The 22,065-nt window shown below is 42.4% G+C and carries 16 protein-coding genes; 5 read left to right on the top strand and 11 right to left on the bottom strand.

What is annotated here, in order from left to right; translation table 11 throughout:
- Positions 1 to 10: 10 nt before the first annotated feature.
- From flhF to sixA, 3 genes are all read right to left on the bottom strand, one after another.
- On the bottom strand, positions 11 to 1,504 hold the full coding sequence (flhF, locus tag MCT08_RS05870) for a flagellar biosynthesis GTPase FlhF (protein WP_053311802.1): 1,494 nt from the start codon (positions 1,502 to 1,504) through the stop codon (positions 11 to 13).
- Positions 1,505 to 1,560: 56 nt separating this feature from the next.
- The gene (flhA, locus tag MCT08_RS05865) at positions 1,561 to 3,654 is read right to left on the bottom strand and encodes a flagellar biosynthesis protein FlhA (protein WP_172532353.1); all 2,094 of its coding nucleotides are present in this window, start codon (positions 3,652 to 3,654) and stop codon (positions 1,561 to 1,563) included.
- Between the two features lie 176 nt (positions 3,655 to 3,830).
- Positions 3,831 to 4,295, bottom strand: coding sequence for a phosphohistidine phosphatase SixA (sixA, locus tag MCT08_RS05860; RefSeq protein WP_274678040.1), 465 nt, complete (start codon positions 4,293 to 4,295; stop codon positions 3,831 to 3,833).
- A 212-nt stretch (positions 4,296 to 4,507) separates the two neighbouring features.
- Here sixA and MCT08_RS05855 point away from each other — a divergent pair, with 212 nt between their 5' ends.
- Entirely contained in the window at positions 4,508 to 7,285 is a 2,778-nt protein-coding gene (locus MCT08_RS05855) for an insulinase family protein (RefSeq protein ID WP_274678039.1), read from the top strand.
- 31 nt (positions 7,286 to 7,316) lie between these two features.
- On the opposite strand, the gene MCT08_RS05850 is transcribed toward MCT08_RS05855, so the two are convergent.
- Entirely contained in the window at positions 7,317 to 7,913 is a 597-nt protein-coding gene (locus tag MCT08_RS05850; protein WP_274678038.1) for a VOC family protein, read from the bottom strand.
- Between the two features lie 205 nt (positions 7,914 to 8,118).
- On the opposite strand from MCT08_RS05850, the gene argS reads away from it, so the two are divergent.
- Both argS and MCT08_RS05840 read left to right on the top strand, forming a co-directional pair.
- Positions 8,119 to 9,852: an arginine--tRNA ligase gene (gene argS, locus MCT08_RS05845; protein WP_168521495.1), complete on the top strand. Its 1,734-nt coding sequence runs from the start codon at positions 8,119 to 8,121 to the stop codon at positions 9,850 to 9,852.
- 85 nt (positions 9,853 to 9,937) lie between these two features.
- A complete protein-coding gene (locus MCT08_RS05840) occupies positions 9,938 to 10,366 on the top strand; it encodes an HIT family protein (protein ID WP_261915270.1) in 429 nt (142 codons plus the stop codon).
- A gap of 54 nt (positions 10,367 to 10,420) precedes the next feature.
- Here MCT08_RS05840 and MCT08_RS05835 read toward each other — a convergent pair whose 3' ends face one another.
- The 5 genes from MCT08_RS05835 to znuA all read right to left on the bottom strand — a co-directional run bounded on the left by MCT08_RS05835 (position 10,421) and on the right by znuA (position 18,156).
- Positions 10,421 to 10,651 (bottom strand): FeoC-like transcriptional regulator, encoded by a 231-nt coding sequence (locus MCT08_RS05835; RefSeq protein WP_053311809.1) that lies wholly within the window; start codon positions 10,649 to 10,651, stop codon positions 10,421 to 10,423.
- A complete protein-coding gene (feoB, locus tag MCT08_RS05830; RefSeq protein WP_274678037.1) occupies positions 10,648 to 12,921 on the bottom strand; it encodes a Fe(2+) transporter permease subunit FeoB in 2,274 nt (757 codons plus the stop codon). The genes MCT08_RS05835 and feoB overlap by 4 nt, the downstream gene beginning before the upstream one ends.
- Positions 12,921 to 13,148 (bottom strand): FeoA family protein, encoded by a 228-nt coding sequence (locus MCT08_RS05825; protein ID WP_053311811.1) that lies wholly within the window; start codon positions 13,146 to 13,148, stop codon positions 12,921 to 12,923. The genes feoB and MCT08_RS05825 overlap by 1 nt, the downstream gene beginning before the upstream one ends.
- Positions 13,149 to 13,746: 598 nt before the next feature.
- Positions 13,747 to 17,106 (bottom strand): helix-turn-helix domain-containing protein, encoded by a 3,360-nt coding sequence (locus tag MCT08_RS05820; RefSeq protein ID WP_425609324.1) that lies wholly within the window; start codon positions 17,104 to 17,106, stop codon positions 13,747 to 13,749.
- Between the two features lie 171 nt (positions 17,107 to 17,277).
- Positions 17,278 to 18,156, bottom strand: a complete 879-nt coding sequence (gene znuA / locus MCT08_RS05815; protein ID WP_053311813.1) for a zinc ABC transporter substrate-binding protein ZnuA — start codon at positions 18,154 to 18,156, stop codon at positions 17,278 to 17,280.
- Between the two features lie 84 nt (positions 18,157 to 18,240).
- Between znuA and znuC the strand changes: the two genes are divergently transcribed.
- Both znuC and znuB read left to right on the top strand, forming a co-directional pair.
- Positions 18,241 to 19,026 (top strand): zinc ABC transporter ATP-binding protein ZnuC, encoded by a 786-nt coding sequence (znuC, locus tag MCT08_RS05810; protein WP_274678035.1) that lies wholly within the window; start codon positions 18,241 to 18,243, stop codon positions 19,024 to 19,026.
- Positions 19,019 to 19,798 (top strand): zinc ABC transporter permease subunit ZnuB, encoded by a 780-nt coding sequence (gene znuB, locus MCT08_RS05805; protein WP_261917500.1) that lies wholly within the window; start codon positions 19,019 to 19,021, stop codon positions 19,796 to 19,798. Before znuC ends, znuB begins: the two co-directional genes overlap by 8 nt.
- 71 nt (positions 19,799 to 19,869) lie before the next feature.
- On the opposite strand, the gene sucD is transcribed toward znuB, so the two are convergent.
- Together sucD and sucC are read right to left on the bottom strand one after the other, a co-directional pair.
- Positions 19,870 to 20,742, bottom strand: coding sequence for a succinate--CoA ligase subunit alpha (gene sucD / locus MCT08_RS05800; RefSeq protein WP_053311816.1), 873 nt, complete (start codon positions 20,740 to 20,742; stop codon positions 19,870 to 19,872).
- Positions 20,742 to 21,908, bottom strand: a complete 1,167-nt coding sequence (gene sucC / locus MCT08_RS05795; RefSeq protein ID WP_053311817.1) for an ADP-forming succinate--CoA ligase subunit beta — start codon at positions 21,906 to 21,908, stop codon at positions 20,742 to 20,744. Before sucC ends, sucD begins: the two co-directional genes overlap by 1 nt.
- Positions 21,909 to 22,065: the final 157 nt, after the last annotated feature.

Raw genomic sequence — 22,065 nt, 5'->3', positions numbered from 1 at the left:
TGTCCGCCGCCTAGAATCTCTCGGAGTCACTGCTCCAGTAATGAGGTTCATTTTCTGTCGACTTCTCTAGCAATTCATTTGCCTTTGCGACCATGTATTTCGGCTGTGCAATCACAATATCTTCGGGTACACGTTGACCATTCGCGATATAAGCGACGGGTAACGCATTTTGAACGACAACACTCACAAATTCACCCAAACTCAATGATTCATCCAGTTTAGTCATAATGCACCCAGAAAGAGGTATCCTTCTGAAATGCTCAATGGTTTCTTGTAGTACTTTTCTTTGAGCCGTAGCTGGCAATACAAGATAACTATGAATCACTTCGCTACTCTCTTGCATCAAGGTATCGAGCTGTTCGGATAATCGAACATCACGTTGCCCCATACCAGCAGTATCAACTAAAATTAGGCGACGATTACGTAGCTGATATATTACATCGGCTAACTCATTGGAATCTTTAGCAACTCTTACAGGACATCCCATAATTCTTCCATAAATGGAAAGTTGCTCATGTGCACCAATACGGTAAGTATCAGTAGTAACGAGTGCGACATTGTCTGCGCCATATTCCATCGCTGCGCGAGCCGCCAGTTTTGCAATCGTGGTAGTTTTACCCACCCCCGTAGGCCCTAGCAACGCGACCACGCCACCACGTTTTAAAATATCTTGTTTAGAAACAGGGACTTGATCAGCCACTAAGCCAAGTAACGCTTTCCACGCTTTTGGTGGTGGCGTATCTTCTGGAATATAACAAGCCAGTTGATCCGCTAACTCTTGTGAAACACCCATTCGCTCAAGTCTTTTGATCAACATTGCTCGCAGTGGCTCACGACGTTCGACTTCTTGCCACATGAGACCAGACACTTGATGTTCTAATAAGCGTCGAATCGACGTCATTTCTTCACGCATATTCTCAAGCTCAGGGTTTGCAGCATTCTGCTCTTTAACTTGTTGGCGATCGTAGCGGGATGGATCTAATTTTGGTGCTGGTCGAGATGCCGATCTTCTGTCTTCAGCAATCAATTTCGCGAGTGGTGAGTCAGCATTTAACTCTGGGCTATTTCGCCCTGTATTCGAATGTTTAGAGCCCGACTGACGTTGTAGCAATGCCGACAAGGAATCTTCATTCTCTGAACGATATTCAGAATCAGAGCTTCCCGGTGTACTGTATTGCTTAAGCATATTCGCGAAACGCTTGGTCATTGAACGCCCAGTATCTGCACTATTTTGCAGACTGACGCGATCATCATCGAGTTCGCGAGATGTATTAGCATTATTCAATGACGGGGTGACCTGGGTATATCCCTGCGCCCTAGGCTGAGAACTGTAACGCTTGTTACTGTTTTGTTGCGCTGGCTGCTCACCATCAACAGCGGCGACAATTTCTACACCACCCGCGACTTTTTTATTCGACATGATCACCGCTTCTGCGCCAAGTTCTTCTTTTACTTGAAGCAGTGCGGTACGCATGTCTTTGGCAAAAAATCGTTTTATTTTCAAAGCAGATATCCGTGTTTAAGGGGCAAAGCCTTATGTATCAGTTGGCGGCCGTTCCGTTAGTTTCCGACGGCTTGAACAATTCGAATTTGTTTCTCGTCAGGTATTTCTTGGTAAGAGAGCACACGCAAATTCGGTATTGTGTTTTTCACAAACTTCGCCAATGTCGAACGAAGTACGCCTGAGGTTAGTAACACCGCAGGTTCACCTTTTAATTCCTGCTCTTGCGTTGCATGGCTGAGTGCAGCTTGTAAGCGTTCCGCTAAACCAGGTTCAATACCCGCAGACTCTCCGCCCGATGCTTGCATTGTCTGATGCAATATTTGTTCCAGCTCAGGAATGAGTGTAATCACTGGCAACTCAGGCTCTATTCCATTGATTTCTTGAACAATTAAACGTTTTAATGAGATCCGAACCGCTGCGGTTAATATGTCAGGTTCTTGACTCTTACCTGAGTACTCAGCCAATGTTTGAATAATGGTTCTGATATCTCGGATAGGAATAGCTTCATTGAGTAAGTTTTGCAGCACTTTTACGACGGTACCAAGTGGCAGTTGGTCAGGGACAAAGTTTTCCACCAATCTCGGTGCTGATCGCCCAAGCATTTCGATAAGATTTTGCACTTCCTCATGACCGATAAGCTGTGAAGCATTATTTGTGAGAAGTTGGCTAAGGTGTGTAGCGAGAACGGTTGAAGAGTCAACAACAGTGTAACCTAACGCTTGAGCATGTTCACGTTGATCTTCTCTGATCCACACGGCTTCAAGGCCAAAAGCAGGGTCAACCGTGCGCTCGCCATCAATAACGCCGTAAACTTGCCCTGGGTTAATCGCAAGTTCTTGATCGGGACGAATTTCTGCTTCGCCAACGGCTACGCCCATCAATGTTATCCGGTAGCTGTTTGGAGTTAACTCTAAGTTATCGCGAATGTGCACCGCTGGAATCAAAAACCCAAAGTCCTGAGACAGCTTTTTACGGACACCTTTTACTCGCTCTAACAACTCGCCACCTTGGTCCCTGTCGACCAGTGGGATCAAACGGTAACCTACTTCCAAGCCAATCACATCAACGGGTTGAACATCATCCCACGACAACTCTTTTTGTGTAGGCGTATCGCTATCAACTTTAGCGGGCAATTGTTTCTCTTCTGCCGCTTTCTTCTGTTTGCGCTGCATTAAATAGGCACCGCCACCAGCCAAGGCTGCCAATAGTAAAAACGCAAAGTGTGGCATTCCCGGGACAATACCCATTACACCCAAAATACCTGCGGTGATGGTCAGAGCTTTAGGGTTGTCGAACAACTGAAAAATAACCTGCTCACCCATGTCCTCATCAGTATTTTGACGAGTCACCATGATGGCTGCCCCGATCGATAATAGTAACGATGGGATTTGAGCAACCAAACCATCACCAATGGTCAACAAGGTATAAATTTCAATGGCTTCTTTAAAGCCTAGGCCATACTGAGCCATACCGATGGATAACCCACCGATAATGTTAATAAATAAGATAAGGATACCAGCAATCGCATCCCCTTTAACAAACTTTGACGCACCATCCATCGAACCGTAGAAGTCAGCTTCTTTGGTGACTTCAAAACGGCGTACACGAGCTTGCTCTTGATCGATTAACCCCGCATTCAAGTCAGCGTCTATTGCCATTTGCTTACCTGGCAATGCATCTAAGGTAAAGCGAGCACTTACTTCTGAAATACGGCCCGCACCTTTAGTCACCACCATAAAGTTGATGATCATCAGAATTAAGAAGACAACTAGGCCAACCGCATAATTACCACCAATAACCACATTACCAAATGCTTCAATCACATTACCCGCCGCGCCTGGGCCTTCATGACCGTACAGTAAAACGACTCGAGTGGAAGCAACGTTCAGTGCTAGTCTCAACAAAGTGGCAATAAGAAGCACCGAAGGGAACGCAGCAAAATCTAATGGCCTACGGGTATAAACCGTCACCAATAGCACCACCATAGATAGGGCAATGTTAAACGTGAAAAACAGATCCAACAAAAATGCGGGGATCGGTAATACAACCATCGCCAACGTCGCCAAAACCATAATCGGCGCACCGATAGCAGGCATACTACGTTGTGGTATTGACGGTAATCTATCCGCAAATGGGAGTGTGAATTTCATAGGCTAGCAAGCAATCTATTGATGAATATTGATATATATGACAATGAATTAGCATTGTGATGCAATTTTCAGTCCAGCAACAAAGTCAAAATAATGGCTACATATGATAAATGTTACTCTCATTGATCAAACGTAGCCTAGTTATTCATCTTATGGGAGTTTTTTACCCGCCCTCATTAAGGGTAGATACTCCACATCTGCTTTCCTTGCATAGTGTGCGGATCATAGTCGATGCCGATCAGTCCCGAGGTCGGAAACATCGGTGGTACAAGATCGGTGACAAATTCTGCGGCCAAATAACCGACTAATGGTAAGTGAGAGACCAATAAAACTGACTCTAACTGCTCGATATCCACTAACGCTGAAACATAGTCAAAGACCGTATCGGCTTGTCCATAGGGCGTAATATCATCATAAGTAACCACATCGTCAGATTCAAAATATGACGCGATAGATGCCCATGTTTGTTGCGCCCTTAGGTAAGGGCTAACAAGCACCTTGTCAAAGTGACGAAGACCTTGTTTCTCACAAGCAACGGCCACAGCTACTGACTCGCGCTGCCCTCTTTCGGTTAAGGCTCTTTCTGCGTCACTCGCGGCATAATGCACAGCTTCTCCGTGGCGCATAATAAAAATCTTCATTACTCATTCCTAGTGATTATCATGTTGGCAGTCTACGCTGCATTATTTTCAATTATATCAGGAGACCTAGCAAAGACTTCGACCTTGTTAACAGTCTATTAAAGTTGATCAAAGACTTAAAATGACATTTTGTTCATAAAATCGTTGCTTACTGTTTGCACCAAACTGTTTCAACGCCATAATTAGAATAGCATTTTCTGTGGAGATTCACCGTGCATTTAAGCCCAAACGACACTCACCATTATCGCTATGTAACATTGACTAACGGGTTGAGAACGTTACTAATTCAAGCCGATGATGCGCAAAAATCAGCGGCGGCCTTAGCGGTCAATGTCGGCCATTTTGATGATCCATCAGATAGAGAAGGCCTTGCACACTACCTCGAACACATGTTGTTTTTGGGCACAGAAAAATACCCGAAAGTAGGCGAATTTCAAAGTTTTATTAGTCAACATGGTGGCAGCAATAATGCCTGGACAGGAACAGAACATACTTGTTTCTTCTTCGATGTCAGCCCGAATACGTTCGAAAAAGCCCTCGACCGCTTCAGCCAATTTTTCTGTGCTCCCCTGTTTAATGAAGAAGCCTTAGATAAAGAAAGACAAGCCGTCGATTCTGAATTTAAACTCAAACTCAACGACGACTCTCGCCGCTTGTACCAGGTGCAAAAAGAAACCATCAACCCTGCGCACCCCTTTGCGAAATTCTCGGTGGGTAATTTAGATACTCTGTGTGACAGAAATGATGTTTCTATTCGCGAAGAAATCGTCCAGTTCCATAATCAACACTACTCTGCCGATTTAATGACGCTTGCTTTATCGGGCCCACATAGTCTAGATGAACTTGAGCAGCTAGCAGAAGAAAAGTTCTCTTCAATATTGAATCAGCAGCTTGGGCATAAATCTGTCTCGGAACCTTTTGTGTTGGAAGAGCATACCGGGGTATTTATCCAAATCGAGCCATTAAAGGAACTTCGTAAACTTATACTAAGCTTCCCAGCGCCAAGCATGGATGATTTTTATGAAGTGAAACCATTGTCTTACTTCGCTCATTTACTCGGTTATGAGGGTGAAGGGAGCTTGATGCTAGCCCTAAAAGAAAAAGGTTGGATCACCTCTTTATCAGCAGGGGGAGGCGCTAGCGGTAGTAACTATCGCGAGTTTTCGGTCAGTTTTAATCTCACCCGCGAGGGACTAAATCATATTGAGGTGATCATTCAAGCGCTCTTTACCCAAATTAGCCTGATCGCCGAGCAAGGGCTAGATGAGTGGCGCTATAACGAAAAAAGAGCAGTGCTTGAATCGGCTTTTCGCTTTCAAGAAACCACTCGACCATTAGATATGGTGAGCCATTTAGTGGTAAATATGCAGCATTACAAGCCGCAAGACACCATTTATGGTGACTACATGATGGCAGGTTACGATGAACAGCTTCTACGACAAATGCTTTCGTATCTAACGCCTCGCAACCTACGAGCTACTTTAGTTGCCAAAGGTGGTGCTTATGGCAAACACGTAAAATGGTATTCTACCCCCTATTCTGTGACGCCTTTTTCCGACTCACAGCTCGCACTATTTTCAACACCCATTGATATAGCGACCTCACTACCACCGAAAAATCCATTCATTAGTTACGACTTAGACCCAAAAGATTTGGAACCATCACAGTCAGAATATCCTGAAATTATTGAAGAGTTACCAGGTTTTCGTTTGTGGCACTTGCAAGATAGGGAATTTAGGGTACCTAAAGGGGTAATTTACATCGCCATTGATAGCCCGATTTCAGTTGCAAATCCGAGTAATATCGTCAAAACACGTCTATGCGTTGAAATGTTTTTAGATTCGCTTGCCAAAGAGACTTACCAAGCTGAAATCGCCGGCATGAACTACAACATGTACGCACACCAAGGTGGCGTTACATTAACTATTTCGGGGTTCAGTCAAAAACAACCTCAATTGATGGACATGATTTTAGAGCGCTTCGCCAAACGTGATTTCAGCGAGAGTCGTTTTAAAACTATTAAACAACAACTTTTGCGAAATTGGCGTAATACGACTAAAGATCGCCCAATATCGCAGATTTTTAATGCCATGACAGGGATTTTGCAACCCAACAACCCTCCTCATCCCGTACTACTCGAGGCGTTAAAAGACATCAAGTTAGAAGAGTTACGTGACTTTGTTGATCAAATTTTAGCTCAGCTGCATGTTGAAATGTTCGTGTATGGAGACTGGTTACGGAAAGATGCACAATCGATGGCCGAGACATTGAAGAATGCATTGCGAGTGAAAGACCAACAATATGGAGAGTCACTGCGCCCACTGATCATGCTTGGAAAAAATGGGACGTTTCAAAGAGAAGTTCATTGCGATCAAGAAGACTCTGCGGTAGTGGTGTACTACCAATGTGATGACACCTCAGCGCGCAATATCGCCTTATATTCACTGGCAAACCATCTGATGTCAGCGACTTTTTTCCATGAGATCCGTACCAAGCAACAGCTTGGTTATATGGTCGGCACGGGCAATATGCCACTCAACCGACACCCAGGTATTGTGCTTTATGTACAATCGCCTAATGCGGCTCCTAGCGAGTTAATCACCGCTGTCGATGAATTTCTGAATGCTTTTTACATGGTGCTTCTTGAACTTAATGAATACCAATGGCACAGCAGTAAACGCGGGCTGTGGAATCAAATTTCAGCGCCAGACCCAACCCTACGTAGCCGAGCACAACGGCTGTGGGTCGCCATTGGCAATAAAGATGCCGGATTTGACCAAAGAGAGTTGGTCTTGGAAGAACTTAAGTTACTCAGTCGCAGTGATATGATTCGCTTTATCGTTAATGAATTAAAACCAAGAACAGCAAACCGCTTGATTATGCACTCGCAAGGTAATGCTCATCACGATGCTGAAACGCTGAGCTTAGGCCAAGAAATCGGCTCAATTGAAGAATTTCAGCTTCGTCCTAAAGATTGCGATTTAGGTTAATATATTTAGCAGCAAAAATAGTCAGGGCAAGTTATGCTTGCTCTGACGCTACGATATCTTTCAATGAATGCGGGTGTAACTTAATACATATCCCCTGCCACTTAAAGGCAACTGTCGGGTTATTCAACCGTTCCCCCTCTCCTTTTGGGCTCGATAATTTTACTTTAACCCCTTTTGACTCAAGCTTATTCCACTGCTCTTGCAGAGATGGATAACGCGACTGTATGTCATGCAGATATTCTTGAGCAGTTTGCGCATTGGATTGCACAACAAACTCGATGTGTTCCCAAGTTTGCTGTGGGTAAATTTTTCCAGGAGCCGGATAAGGCAGTTCTAGACACTCAATTGACCAACTTAACACCTGTAATGGTGATGAAAATTCAAGCACAATAATAGGACGCCCGTTAATTTCAGCATTCGAAATCTCTCTTCCTTCATTAAGCCAAGCTTTATGTGCCAATATTGCTAAGTCAGGATCATTAATACGCAACGCGATGTGGTCGGCTTTATTGCTTGATAAATCAATATGCAAAATTTCAGTTAGGTCTTGAATTTTATGCATAAATTGAATGATATTTTGTTTTAACTGCTCAGGGTGAAGTTGTGCATCAATGAGAGGTTCAAACATTTAAACGGTCCAAAATAATGATTTTCGCCCAATAGTACCAAGATCGGTTTGAAAAGTAGAAAATTTCCTAATTTAGTCCCTGTAAGCGCCTTAATAAAATTGGTATTATGTGCGCCAAATTATGAACAAAATCGAGATATGCATTCACCCAATGCGGTGAATAAAATGCATACCTTTGCAATTCCCAGAATTGAAGGACACGCGTGTGAATATCCAAGCACTTATTAATGACAAAGTATCTCAGGCTCTTGAAGCCGCTGGCGCACCTGCAGGCAGCCCTGCAGCTGTTCGCCAATCTGCAAAACCACAATTTGGTGACTACCAAGCAAACGGCGTTATGGGCGTTGCTAAACGACTAGGCACTAACCCTCGAGAATTTGCTCAGAAAGTATTGGACGTTCTAAACCTAGACGGTATCGCTTCTAAAGTTGAAATCGCAGGTCCGGGTTTCCTAAACATCTTCCTAGATGAAGCTTTCCTAGCAAAACAAGCAGACGCAGCATTGGCTGATTCTCGCCTTGGTGTAGCAACCGCTGAAACGCAAACCATCGTTGCAGATTACTCTGCACCAAACGTTGCGAAAGAAATGCACGTTGGTCATTTACGTTCTACCATCATCGGTGACGCTGTGGTTCGTACATTAGAGTTTCTCGGTCATAAAGTGATCCGCGCTAACCATATCGGTGACTGGGGTACTCAGTTTGGTATGCTTATCGCCAACCTTGAACGAGTACAGCAAGAGTCAGGCGAAGTATCAATGGAACTGTCTGATCTTGAAGCCTTCTATCGCGAATCGAAAAAACTGTACGACGAAGATGAAGCGTTCGCAGTCAAAGCGCGTAGCTATGTGGTAAAACTGCAAGGTGGCGATACGTACTGTGCAGAAATGTGGAAGAAACTGGTTGATGTCACAATGATCCAAAACCAGCGCAACTATGACCGCTTGAATGTATCTTTAACTCGTGATGATGTCATGGGTGAAAGTATGTACAACGACATGCTACCAACTATCGTTGCTGATCTGAAAGAGAAAGGCTTAGCTAAAGAAGACGATGGTGCACAAGTTGTATTCTTAGATGAATACAAAAATAAAGATGGCGAACCAATGGGCGTTATCGTTCAGAAGCGTGATGGCGGTTTCCTATACACCACAACCGATATCGCTTGTGCTAAGTACCGTTACGAAACCTTGGGCGCGGATCGCGTCTTGTACTTCATCGACTCTCGTCAACATCAGCACCTAATGCAAGCTTGGACCATTGTTCGCAAAGCGGGTTATGTTCCTGAAGAAGTCACTCTAGAGCACCACGCATTCGGTATGATGCTAGGTAAAGATGGCCGTCCATTTAAGACTCGTGCTGGCGGTACAGTACGCCTTGCTGATCTTCTTGATGAAGCACAAGAGCGCGCTGCAAAACTAATTGAATCGAAAAACCCAGATCTCGCTGCAGATGAGAAAGCCAATATCGCAAATACAGTTGCGATGGCCTCTGTAAAATATGCCGATTTGTCTAAACACCGTACCACTGACTACGTATTTGATTGGGATAACATGTTAGCGTTTGAAGGGAATACTGCACCATACATGCAATATGCCTACACTCGCGTTGCATCTATTTTTGCAAAAGCTGGGGTATCAATGGATAACCTCACTGGCGAAATCAAAGTTACTGAAGAAAAAGAGAAAGCCCTCATTGCTAAACTACTTCAATTTGAAGAAGCGGTACAAACCGTTGCTCGTGAAGGTCAGCCACATGTTATGTGTAGCTACCTATTCGAACTTGCAGGTCAATTCTCTAGCTTCTATGAAGCCTGCCCGATCCTTGTAGCAGAAGATGAGAGCATCAAACAAAGCCGTCTAAAATTGGCTGCGCTTACTGCGAAAACCATCAAACAAGGCTTATCACTGCTAGGCATTGATACTCTAGAACGCATGTAATTATTTGATGTGACAAATATAAAAGGTTGGCAAACGCCAGCCTTTTATTTTATCTAGTAAAACACGACTTATATTGGATAGCGCTATGGATTTTGAACTTCACCCTCAACTGACTAAAGATACTTCGTTAATAGGTCAGTTTCCTCTTTGCTTAGCTTTATTACACAAAGATAACGCGGTTCCGTGGGTTATTCTCGTCCCTAAACGAGCAAACTTAAAAGAATTACACCACTTACCCATGCACGAACAACAGCAATTTTTGCTTGAATCACAGGCGGTTAGCCAAGCACTTGAAGCAACATTTTGCCCCGACAAATTAAACCTAGGTGCACTAGGTAATATGGTGCCTCAACTTCATATTCACCATATCGCTCGCTTCAAAAGTGATATTGCTTGGCCTGGTCCTATTTGGGGAAATACTCAAGGCGTAATGCGCACCGAGCAAGAACAGTGTGATCTATTAAGAAGAATACAGAATGTGCTTTCATTAAGTTCAATTTTTAATAAAGCTTAAACACAAAAGCCGCTGATAATTCAGCGGCTTTTAAAAATCGAACCATTAACGAAGTTACAAAGTTACCGTTAGTGATAAGCCATCATTGCGGTTAAGTGCATAACGCACCCTTGTCACATGATGTGCTTTATTGGTATCGATGGTACGTGAAATAATCCCTTTTTTAATCCAGACATTCAGCATTGCATCTACCCCATCCTCACTCATTGAAAATTTCTTGGCGAGGTCAGCACGGCTGACAATACCATTCTCTTCAATGTAACCTTTTAACTCCGTTAAGATCATGCGGCTTGTATCTCCAGTAGCGACTGCAATTTACGCCCACGAATCTTCAGTGTTTGGTATATCAATAGACTCGTGATGACTATTGCGCCGATCCAAAGTGAACTTTTCACAGGTTGCTGCATAAAGTGGCTAGCTTGGTAATACAATGTCGCACTACCGTAGGCCAACCCCATGGTCCAAATCGCAATAAAACGGGCATATTTCATACCAAACTCACGAACATAAGCTCCCATTGCCGCGACACAAGGCGTATAAAGTAAGATAAAAATCAGATAAGCAAACGCCGCATGACCGGTCACAAAATGATGCTTTAGGTTGCCAAAAATTGAAGCATCTACCGCTTGCTCTTCTGCAATAGCGTTACTGTCCGTTAAGTCACCAACTTCAATACCTAATGGATCAGAAAAACTTAACCCCATTAAGTTTTCAGGTATCGACATTACTGCTTCTTGCAGACTTGCTACAAGGTTATACTCACCCTCATCGCTGGCGGCTGATGTGTACAAGTTATTCAAAGTACCGACTACCGCTTCCTTGGCAAAAATGCCCGTGATAATACCTACCGTTGCAGGCCAGTTGTCTTGATTAACACCTATAGGTGCAAATACTGGAGTCACAACTTGCGCCGCTTTAGACAATACTGAATTGTCACTGTCTTCATTGCCAAAGCTACCATCGATACCAATTGAGTTTAAGAAACTCAAAATGGTCACGACCACAACAATGGTTTTCCCTGCGCCTAAAACAAAACGTTTTAATTTTTGCCACGTTTTGATCAGCACGTTTTGTACGGTAGGGATCTCATAGTCAGGCATTTCCATCACTAAACTATCACTGGAACCAGGAAAAAGTGTGTGCTTCAAAATAAGCCCAGTGAAAACTGCCGCCAAGATACCCAACAAATAAAGCGCAAAGACCACATTCTGACCGCTTTCAGGAAAGAAGGCCGCGGCAAATAATGCATATACAGGTAAGCGTGCACCACAAGACATAAACGGTGCCATTGACGCGGCCAATTTACGCTCGCGCTCTTGATCTAATGTTCTGGTTGCCATAATCGCAGGAACATTACAACCAAAGCCTAGGACTAACGGCACAAAAGCTTTTCCTGGTAAACCGATACGCTGCATTACTTTATCCAGCACAAATGCGGCACGAGACATATAGCCCGAGCTCTCCAAAATAGCCAAGAAAAGATATAAACAAGCAATGACAGGAATAAAGGTGGCAACCGTTTGAATACCACCACCTAAACCATCAGCAAGCACAGTAACTAACCAAATTGGTAAATGGTCATCCAGTAGATAATGCCCACCATCAACCAACAATGCACCGACCCCGATATCAAAAAAGTCAATGAATGCGCTACCAATGTTGATAGAGAACATAAACATTAGATACATGACTACAAAGAAAAATGGTACACCAATCCATTTATTTAAAATGAATTTATCGGCTTTTTCAGTGAAGTTATGGCTTAATTTTCCTTCCGTTTGACGGATTTTTTTACATTGCTCATGTAAAAAAGTGTATTTGGTATCAGCAACATGTAGGTCGATATCTAAACCACTTGATGTTTGCTCTCTACGAACAAGAGCACGCTGTGACTCAGGTAAACTATTAATCACCAACAGATCATTTTCTAAAGCACGAATAGCCAATGCACGCGCAACCACTTCTTGATGCTGAAAAGCTGTCGATAATTTTTCAATTGATCGTTCAAATGCCAAACCATAGTCAAGTACCAGTTCTTTAAGAGCAACACCTTGCAGTAATAATTTGTGCAATTTCTCTTTGAAGCTATTGACCTGCTCTTTACTGGTAGCCGACAGCATGAATACCGGGCAACCCAATATCTTTTCAAGTCTTTTAATATCAAGGCGTTGTCGCTCTCGCTTCAAAGCATCCATTTTATTCAAAACGACAATCATCGGACGCCCTAATTCACGAAGTTGCAGCGTCATGTATAAGCTACGTTCAAGGCAAGTCGCGTCGACAACATTGATAATGAGATCCGCTGGATGAGTCAATACCGCTCTAGAGGCAATAGACTCATCGATACTATTACTGTCATTACCACTATCTAAAGCGTAGATACCCGGCAGATCGGTTAATTTAAATTCATCGCCAGAGTGAGAATAGTGGCCTGTTTTTTTCTCTACGGTTACACCAGCCCAGTTACCGACTTGTTGTTTGGCACCTGTCAAGCCGTTAAATAGTGTTGTTTTTCCACTATTGGGGTTACCAACGGTTAGAATTTGATATTGCATTAAGCTTTCTCCACCTCAATACAAGCTGCGATTTTTTCACGCACAGCTAATGACACTCCTCTTACTTCAATTTGAAGTGGGTCTCCCATTGGAGCTCGTCGAACTAAAGTCACCGCAGTTTGAGGCAACAATCCCATCACCATCAATTTTTTGCGAACATCGTTTGGAAGTTGGTAAAACGCCGTAATATTTGCGCTTTCCCCTGCTTTTAATTGAGATAGTTTCATTTATAGCACTCTCAATGGTAGTGGTAATGAGAAATATTTTTATTAACATGAATAATACACGTTGATACGACTAATGTTCTTGAGTGAAATCAAAGATTGCGCAAATCAAAACGTTGCTTTTGTTAAAACGTACCACGTCAAAAACGTTAAATTGACCTTTTCATAAAATAACAAATGAACAAAAAAATGAACTCATGCTTACGACCTTTCTATTTTTAGATTTAAAATCATAATGTTATGAAAATATCGAACTATGTCGTTTTTCTTATGGCATCTTGTCGTTAATTTTATAAGTGAAATAAGTGATTAGTCATATAGTGAACCCATCGAAAGGAAACTTCTCCTTTGATATGAATCCAGAGGTGATGTGAGGCTAACTCATATCACTCCGGCAGCAAGCGAAGGCACCTTTGGTGCCCGTGGTATAGTCCCCCCGGCTATACCACGATATTTTTTTTATCATCACATCAAAACTTTCTCTTCGAATACGACAATTCAATCAACATACTCTTAGGCATATCTATAGATATATCTATTTTCAATCATCATGCTCGCTACAAAACGTTCTTGAGCTCGCTATAGCTTATGGAGTTAGTTTTTACTCGTTGTCATCAATAAACTGAGTCGGAGATAAACCAAAGTGATGTTTGAATCTTTGGCTAAAGTAGGAGGGATCATTAAAGCCACTGTCGAAAGCAACTTGAGATATTTTTTCACCAGCTAATAAACGCTGACATGCTTTTTCTAAGCGAACCTCATTCAAATACTCTTTGAAGGTTTTTCCAGTAACAGCTTTAAAACGTCGCTGAAGGCTTCTCTCTGAAACAAATAAGAGCTTAGCGGCCGATGATGTACTGAATTCAGGGTCGGAATAGTATTGCTGTATCAGCAGTTCAACTTTTTTGAGCCACTCTTTCTCCAGCGGGTCAATCGTTACCTTCTCTGCGGCATCTTCCAGTTCAATGGCTTCAGACTCTTCTGTTAATAAATCCACACTAGGCCAAGACAGCTCTGTCAAGTTTCGCTCTGAAGAAGAAAAAATATGGATTTCACCACCTGAAGATCGCATTAATTGATGTAACTCTTCTTGTTCAAAACCGGAAGTAGAGCCGTCAACGCTTGAGTTCATCATTTGATCACCACTATCAATAATAACAACAAATAAACGTCTTTCACGCTCATAGCAGTGGATCTGTAATGATTGATTGCGATATAGACGATTAACAGCATCAGACAGTAACGTATTGAAAATTAAATCAAAATTAAAGCTTTCAGATTCAATGTAAGATTGCTTGAGCTCATTATTAACGACTAATGTGATTTCGGCTTTATCGAATTCATCTCGCCAACTGTCGATTGATGAGTTAAGAATGATCGATAAATCATAAATTTGCTGAGTGGAAGCTTTATCACTTCTCACATTACGTAATAGCGTAAGTTCTCGTTTCACTTTTTGTGCAAGACGTTCTAAACGACCAAGTTGATTGAGTTGGGTACGATAAATCAACTGATCTAGAGTAGGTGAAATTGAATCTAGCATCTGTTCCACAAAAACATGTCGAATTTGTAGCTGCTTACGTAATTGGTGGTTGTTAGTGAGTACAATTTTACTTTGATGGCGCAATTGTTCCGTCTTCAATGCCACTTGTGATTTCAATTCTCTGTTCGCTTTCGCCACCCAATGCGAACGCCATAAAGAGGCTACAGCAACACAGCCCAATACTATAATGCTGTAAAACAAGATTGCCCATGATGAAAGATACCACGGCTTAGCAACAACAAATGATAAGCTGTTCATTGTGCTGTTTTGTGGATATTGAGTGTTGTCTCTAACTAAAATTCGGTAGTCACCAGGAAGTAAATGATCCAGCGTTAATTGCGACCCCTCTAGCGGTTGCCACTGGCCATCGCCTTCAATACGAAATTCAAGCGATTGGGTTCGGGATTCAGGTAAAGAACCAAATAAAAAACTAATCGAGCTACCATATTTCAGTTCTAGAGGGTGAAAACGGCTACGACCAATCATCACTGGCGTATGATCGATACTTATTTGGCTAAAAATAATCGACGTATTTGGGGGGGTAGCCGTAACAAGTTTACCCGGTGAGACCCTAAGCAGACCAAAACGGGAACCAGACAACAACCACGCTTTATTATCAATAATACTTGATGTACAAACCCCACTTTGAAATTCATTATGAATAAGACCGTGAGGTGCAGCATAGTGTTTTTTTATATCACCTTGTCGATTATAAAGAGAGATACCATTCGATGAAGTAAGCCATATTCCTTCTTGTGATTCGGCTAAGCATTTAGGGCTGATATTATCCTCGGCCAAAGGGATTGAAGTAAATTCATTCCTGTCATGAGAAAGGTTAAACAAACCGTAACTACTCGCAAACCAGATATCCCCATTGCTCCCTTCAAGTATATTGACACTGCGCCCATAACCACTTGTTGGCCGTCGAAAAACGATCTTACCTTGATTTAAGGTATAAACACCATGGTCTGTCCCGATAAACAGACCACGCTGAGTCGCTTTTAATAAGGTCACTTTAGCTGGCAGAAAGGCGTCAACAAACCAATCGATACCGTAATTAGTCAACGTATTAGCACCAACATCATAGGACCACAGTTGGTTCTCATTCGCTCCCCATACTAAACCGTTATTATCAAGGGTTAAGTGTAGGATATCTGTCGTGCGTAGATTTAAGGGCAAATGAGAGGATTCCTCCGCCTCGGTTTCTAAGTTATAGACAACAAGACCTTCATGGGTGGCAAGCCATAACGATGTGTTACTCAATTGCACAAAATCATTTATTGGCAGGTTGAACAAAAGCTTAATCTTGTTCCAATTACTATCGAATTGGTAGAGACCTTGATTGGTTAATACCCAGTAGCCTTTTTTATCTAACCGCGGAACAATTTTCTTAATTTGATTATGAATTAACTGTGGTTGCTGGTTGCGTTCAAAACGAAACCCAAAAAGCGAAAAATAGCGAATTCCTTTATCCGTTGCTATCCAAATACCACCTTGCAAATCATTGACTAAAGAGTAAATTTGATTACCTGGTAAACCATTGCTGTCTTGATCATTGCTTTCCAATTTAACTACGTTGTTGGTCAGAAATGAGTAGACGAATAGACCATCTTCGGTGCCAACCCAATATTCGTTGTCGGTTTCAGCCAATGATAATACGTGTGAATATCCAATCCGTTTTGGTTGTTGGGAATTTGGATTTTTTATATCGATAATGAGCGCTCCGTTCAGCGTACCAACGATAAGCTCTCTGTTTTTTGCAGAAAAATAAAGCTTTTCAATAAAATGCTTCTTCGAGCTCAATACATGAGAAAAGCTTTCGCCATCAGATAAATAAACACCAGCATTGGTTGCTAGCACCCACTTTGACAATAGAAATTTAGCATCATTGATTGTCAATTGACTGACTTGGTTGAATTGATACATATCCGACAACGGATAAGTATCAATTCTTTTTGTCTGGATATTATAGGTGTAAAAATGTGCGTCATCGGTTAACCAAATAAAACCGTTAGAAGCACCTATATTTTTTATAACTGAACCGGCTGTGAGGCTGAAAACAAGCTCTCGGTGTTGGGCTGGGTAAGTACGATAAACTTCATTCTCAACGTAAGACCAAAAAGCATTATCGAAATAAGCAATGTGACCGCTGTCTTGTGCCAGTACTGAACCGCGACGAGGAAGGATATTTTGTCCATCAAAGAACACCACTTTACCATGAACATCGTGTATCCATATCCCCCCTTCATCACCCAAGAATAAGTTTTGGGCAACAAAGACTTTGCCTTGAGCTTGGGTTGGCAAGGGGTAAAAAATCGAAGGGGCTTTGTCCAGGGCTTGTGCATACCACGCCAATAACAGAAGTAGTAAGCACAAAACCTGACTCAAATATTTGGAATACAAAAATGTTCCTTTCAACAGCAGAGCCTTAATCGATGATACGCCTAATCATTAAACGTTTTTTTGCGACGATAATTATCAACTATTCTAGCTAAACTTATAATTTTTTGAAGTTAAGGAACAAATAAAACAATAATATTTAGTGAAAATGACCACAAGTAAATGTACAACAAACAATACAGCGTGCATCTATTCAGACAAGCAGCCATAAATGCTATTACTCAACTGGTTCAGCAACTCAAAATAGCTGCCACTTTTCACATCTATATCCATACCCAACGGGTCGAGCACACCACTATTCACTTGGCTACCTCGAGTCACGGTATCAATAACAGCAGGAGTAAACTGTGGCTCTGAAAAAACACATTTAGCTTCATTTTTCGCAAGTGAATTTTTAATGTTGATCAGGGTCTTAGCTCCAGGTTTTCGATCTGGGCTAACGGTAAAGTGACCCATATTATTTAACTGATATTGTTGCTCAAAATATCCATAAGCATCATGAAAAACGTAATAACCTTTATGTTTAACCGAACGCAACTGCTGAACAATATTTCGGTTAGTGATAGCTATTTCATTTAAGAAATTTTCTAAGTTAGCTTGGTATAGCAGCGCATTATCTACATCAGTGCTCTTTAAGCGCTCTGTGATTGCACTAGCGACCTGTTTAGCTTGCTCAACCCCAAGCCAAAAATGAGGATCATGAGTTCCATGGTTATGTCCATCATGGTCATGGTGATCACCAGAGAATTCTCTTAACTTTAGTTCAGGTATTTGACTAATGGTTAAGACGTTATGATGTGCTTGTAAGGTTTTACTTAAAAATGGCTCTAAATCTTCGCCATACCAAATCACTAAATCGGCTGCTCTTATCTTTTTTACATCAGACGGGCGCATTGCGTAATCATGAGGTGATGTGTTGGAACCAAGTAATACCGTTGGTTCTGTGACGCCTTTAGTCAGTTCAAAGGTGATCATTTGAATCGGTTTAATACTTGTCAAAACGGTATTAGCCCAAACCAGTGGTGATAAGGTAGCTAAGCATAAACAGTAGGCGATTTGACGCAACATGGTGGTTTTTCCATTCGGTATATAGCGTTAAAGAGAGCGAAATGTTACATTATAACACTTCCTAATTGCAAATAAGTTCCATTCATGTCCAGCTTAATTCAACTGCAAGATATTTGCGTAGACTTTAATGATCGTCGTGTTTTAGACAATATCAGCATTAGTCTGGAAAAAGGCAAAATTACAACGTTGATCGGTCCCAATGGTGCAGGTAAATCAACACTCGTCAAAGTTTTATTAGGGCTGCAAAAACAAAACAGCGGTACGATTACTCGGGTAAAAAAACTTAAAATTGGCTATGTTCCACAAAAACTAAAGCTCAATGACTCGTTACCCTTACCAGTTAAACGTTTTTTAAGCTTAGCGGGCAATTTCAGTAAGCAAGAGTTATTAGATGCGCTGAGACTGGTTGGCGCTGAACATTTACTAAATAACGATATGCATAAGTTATCCGGGGGAGAAACTCAGCGAGTTTTAATTTCTCGCGCCCTTTTACAACGACCTGATATGCTAATTTTGGATGAACCAGCCCAAGGCGTTGATGTTCAAGGCCAGATCGATCTCTATGACCTCATTGATGCTATACGCCACCGCTTTGGTTGCAGTGTGTTTATGGTTTCACACGATTTACATTTAGTGATGGCTAAAACTGATGATGTCATATGCTTACATCATCATATTTGCTGCTCTGGCTCTCCTGCAGCGATCACGCAGCACCCAAGCTACATAGCTCTGTTTGGTACAAATAACCGTGAAACGCTTGCGTTTTACCACCATCAGCATGAGCATCATCACCATGACTTAGCCGGTCAACCAGTAAAGGGCGATGCGACTTGCTGCCCTAATCATTCACACGGTCACCATCATGATTGAATTTCTTCTCCCATCAATACTTGCAGGCATCGGTATTGCTATTCTTGCAGGACCACTAGGTTCTTTCGTTGTTTGGCGCAAGATGGCCTACTTTGGCGATACACTAGCACACGCCTCTTTAATGGGATTGGCGCTTGGCTTTTTATTAGATATAAACCTTTATCTAGCGTTACTCGTTTGCTGCCTTGGTCTTGCCATCATTCTTGTTACTATGCAAAAACAGCAGTTAGTGGCAACTGATACATTACTTGGAATTTTGGCACACAGTTCATTATCTGTTGGCTTAATTGCCGTGAGTTTTCTTGATAATGTACGCATTGATCTAATGAGTTATTTATTTGGTGACTTACTCGCGGTTAATACCACAGACCTCATGTTTATTTGGTCAGGTGTCATTGCTGTCAGTATTTTATTATTGATTTTTTGGCGACCATTACTTTCAACCACAGTGAATGAAGAGCTGGCCTTTGTCGAAGGCATCAACGTCGATCTGATGCGACTCATTTTAATGCTGCTGATTGGTGTTGTTATCGCTTTAGGTATGAAATTTGTTGGTGCCTTGATCATGACATCGCTACTGATTATACCTGCAGCAACCGCCAGACGTTTGTCCACCACTCCAGAACAAATGGCTTTCATTGCTTCCGTTATTGGAGCATTAGCTGTACTAGGTGGTTTAACTCTTTCATGGCATTTTGATACACCAGCTGGTCCTTCCGTTGTGATCAGTGCAAGCTGTATGTTTATGTGTAGTCAATTTGTAAAACGCTAAAACCCTTACCTATAAAAATAATAAGCCCCAGATTTTATCTGGGGTTTATTTTTCAGTCAGTGGTTAGAGAGCTACCAGCCAGTCACTTCACGAAGTGCTTTACCGATATCCGCCAAACTTTTTACTGTTTTAACGCCAGCCGCTTCAAGAGCCGCAAATTTATCTTCTGCCGTACCTTTACCACCAGAAATAATCGCGCCCGCATGGCCCATGCGTTTACCTGGAGGAGCCGTTACACCAGCGATATAAGAAACAACCGGTTTAGTCACATTATCTTTAATAAACGCTGCCGCTTCTTCTTCCGCGGTACCACCAATTTCGCCGATCATAACAATCGCTTCAGTTTCCGGATCTTCCTCAAACAGTTTAAGAATATCAATAAAGTTAGAACCTGGAATTGGGTCACCACCGATACCAACACAGGTTGATTGGCCAAAGCCTTCATCCGTGGTTTGCTTTACTGCTTCATAAGTCAAAGTACCTGATCTAGATACAATACCGACCTTACCTTTCTTATGAATATGGCCTGGCATAATACCAATTTTACATTCATCCGGCGTAATAACACCTGGGCAGTTAGGGCCGATCATACGTACGCCAGATTCGTCCAGACGTACTTTTACATCGAGAAGATCAAGAGTTGGGATACCTTCCGTGATAGTAACAATCAGTTTGATACCTGCATCAATCGCTTCTAGGATCGCATCTTTACAAAAAGCAGCGGGAACATAGATAACAGAGGCTGTCGCGCCAGTTGTTTCAACAGCTTCACGTACTGTATTAAATACTGGAAGACCTAAGTGGGTTTGGCCACCTTTACCAGGAGAAACGCCACCGACCATTTGAGTGCCGTAGGCAATCGCTTGTTCTGAGTGGAACGTACCTTGTCCACCAGTAAACCCTTGGCAGATAACTTTTGTATCTTTATTAATTAGTACCGACATTATTTGCCCTCCGCCGCAGCAACTACTTTTTCCGCAGCTTCAGTTAGAGAAGTCGCAGCAATGATGTTTAGACCACTTTCCGCCAGCTTTTGAGAGCCTAGCGGCGCGTTGTTACCTTCAAGGCGCACAACGACAGGAACCGTAACACCCACTTCTTCTACAGCGCCAATGATACCGTCAGCAATCAGGTCACAACGAACGATGCCACCGAAGATATTAACAAGCACGGCTTTAACGTTTGAATCAGAAAGAATGATCTTAAATGCTTCTGTTACACGCTCTTTTGTTGCGCCACCACCAACATCTAGGAAGTTTGCCGGTTTGCCGCCATGCAGGTTAACGATGTCCATCGTTCCCATCGCAAGACCGGCGCCATTGACCATACAACCAATGTTGCCTTCAAGAGCGACATAGTTAAGTTCCCACTGAGCCGCATGAGCTTCACGTTCATCTTCTTGCGATGGATCATGCATTTCACGTAATTTTGGCTGACGGTACATCGCGTTAGAGTCGATGTTAATCTTACCATCGAGACAAAGCAGATTACCTTCAGCGGTAATAACAAGCGGGTTAATCTCAAGCAGGGCAAGGTCATATTGTGCAAACATATTGCCAAGACCCATGAAGATTTTTACAAATTGCTTGATTTGATCACCTTCAAGCCCAAGTTTGAATGCCAGTTCACGGCCTTGGTAAGCCTGCGGTCCTACAAGTGGATCAATCGCGGCTTTATGAATCAGTTCAGGTGTCTCTTCTGCCACTTTTTCAATCTCGACACCACCTTCCGTAGATGCCATGAATACGATACGACGAGATGAACGGTCGACAACCGCTCCAAGGTAAAGTTCGTTCGCTATGTTTGAAGCTTCTTCTACCAAAATTTTAGATACAGGCTGACCATTTGCATCTGTTTGGTAAGTGACAAGATTCTTGCCTAGCCATTTCTGGGCAAAATCTTTAACACCATCTTTGGTGTCATGCAACTCAACGCCGCCCGCTTTACCGCGACCACCAGCGTGTACCTGACATTTGACGACTTTTTTGGCTGTACTAATACGACCCGCAGCTTCAAAAGCTTCTTGTGGCGTATCACAGGCGTAACCTTCTGGTACAGGCAAACCGAATTCTGCAAACAGCTGTTTGGCTTGATATTCATGCAAATTCATTATGTTATTCCGTTTGTTTATCCCTTAAGGGATTTATTATTTCCATAAAGCGACAGCCTCTGCTGTGCTGTACGTCTGTAGGGTGCTTCTCAAATTAAGCGAAGGTATTGGTACTCTTGCTTAAATGAAGGCTAAACGTGAGCATGCTTAGCCTTAA

This window comes from Vibrio aestuarianus (assembly GCF_028858425.1).
GTDB classification, from domain to species: domain Bacteria; phylum Pseudomonadota; class Gammaproteobacteria; order Enterobacterales; family Vibrionaceae; genus Vibrio; species Vibrio aestuarianus.
This window is presented reverse-complemented; position numbering and strand designations above follow the sequence as displayed.

Excerpts from the sequence above, each read along its gene's own strand:
- flhA (WP_172532353.1), bottom strand. The coding sequence starts at position 3,654 with ATGAAATTCACACTCCCATTTGCGGATAGATTACCGTCAATACCACAA.
- sixA (WP_274678040.1), bottom strand. The coding sequence starts at position 4,295 with ATGAAGATTTTTATTATGCGCCACGGAGAAGCTGTGCATTATGCCGCG.
- MCT08_RS05850 (WP_274678038.1), bottom strand. The coding sequence starts at position 7,913 with ATGTTTGAACCTCTCATTGATGCACAACTTCACCCTGAGCAGTTAAAA.
- MCT08_RS05840 (WP_261915270.1), top strand. The coding sequence starts at position 9,938 with ATGGATTTTGAACTTCACCCTCAACTGACTAAAGATACTTCGTTAATA.
- MCT08_RS05835 (WP_053311809.1), bottom strand. The coding sequence starts at position 10,651 with ATGATCTTAACGGAGTTAAAAGGTTACATTGAAGAGAATGGTATTGTC.
- feoB (WP_274678037.1), bottom strand. The coding sequence starts at position 12,921 with ATGCAATATCAAATTCTAACCGTTGGTAACCCCAATAGTGGAAAAACA.
- MCT08_RS05825 (WP_053311811.1), bottom strand. The coding sequence starts at position 13,148 with ATGAAACTATCTCAATTAAAAGCAGGGGAAAGCGCAAATATTACGGCG.
- znuA (WP_053311813.1), bottom strand. The coding sequence starts at position 18,156 with ATGTTGCGTCAAATCGCCTACTGTTTATGCTTAGCTACCTTATCACCA.
- znuC (WP_274678035.1), top strand. The coding sequence starts at position 18,241 with ATGTCCAGCTTAATTCAACTGCAAGATATTTGCGTAGACTTTAATGAT.
- znuB (WP_261917500.1), top strand. The coding sequence starts at position 19,019 with ATGATTGAATTTCTTCTCCCATCAATACTTGCAGGCATCGGTATTGCT.
- sucD (WP_053311816.1), bottom strand. The coding sequence starts at position 20,742 with ATGTCGGTACTAATTAATAAAGATACAAAAGTTATCTGCCAAGGGTTT.
- sucC (WP_053311817.1), bottom strand. The coding sequence starts at position 21,908 with ATGAATTTGCATGAATATCAAGCCAAACAGCTGTTTGCAGAATTCGGT.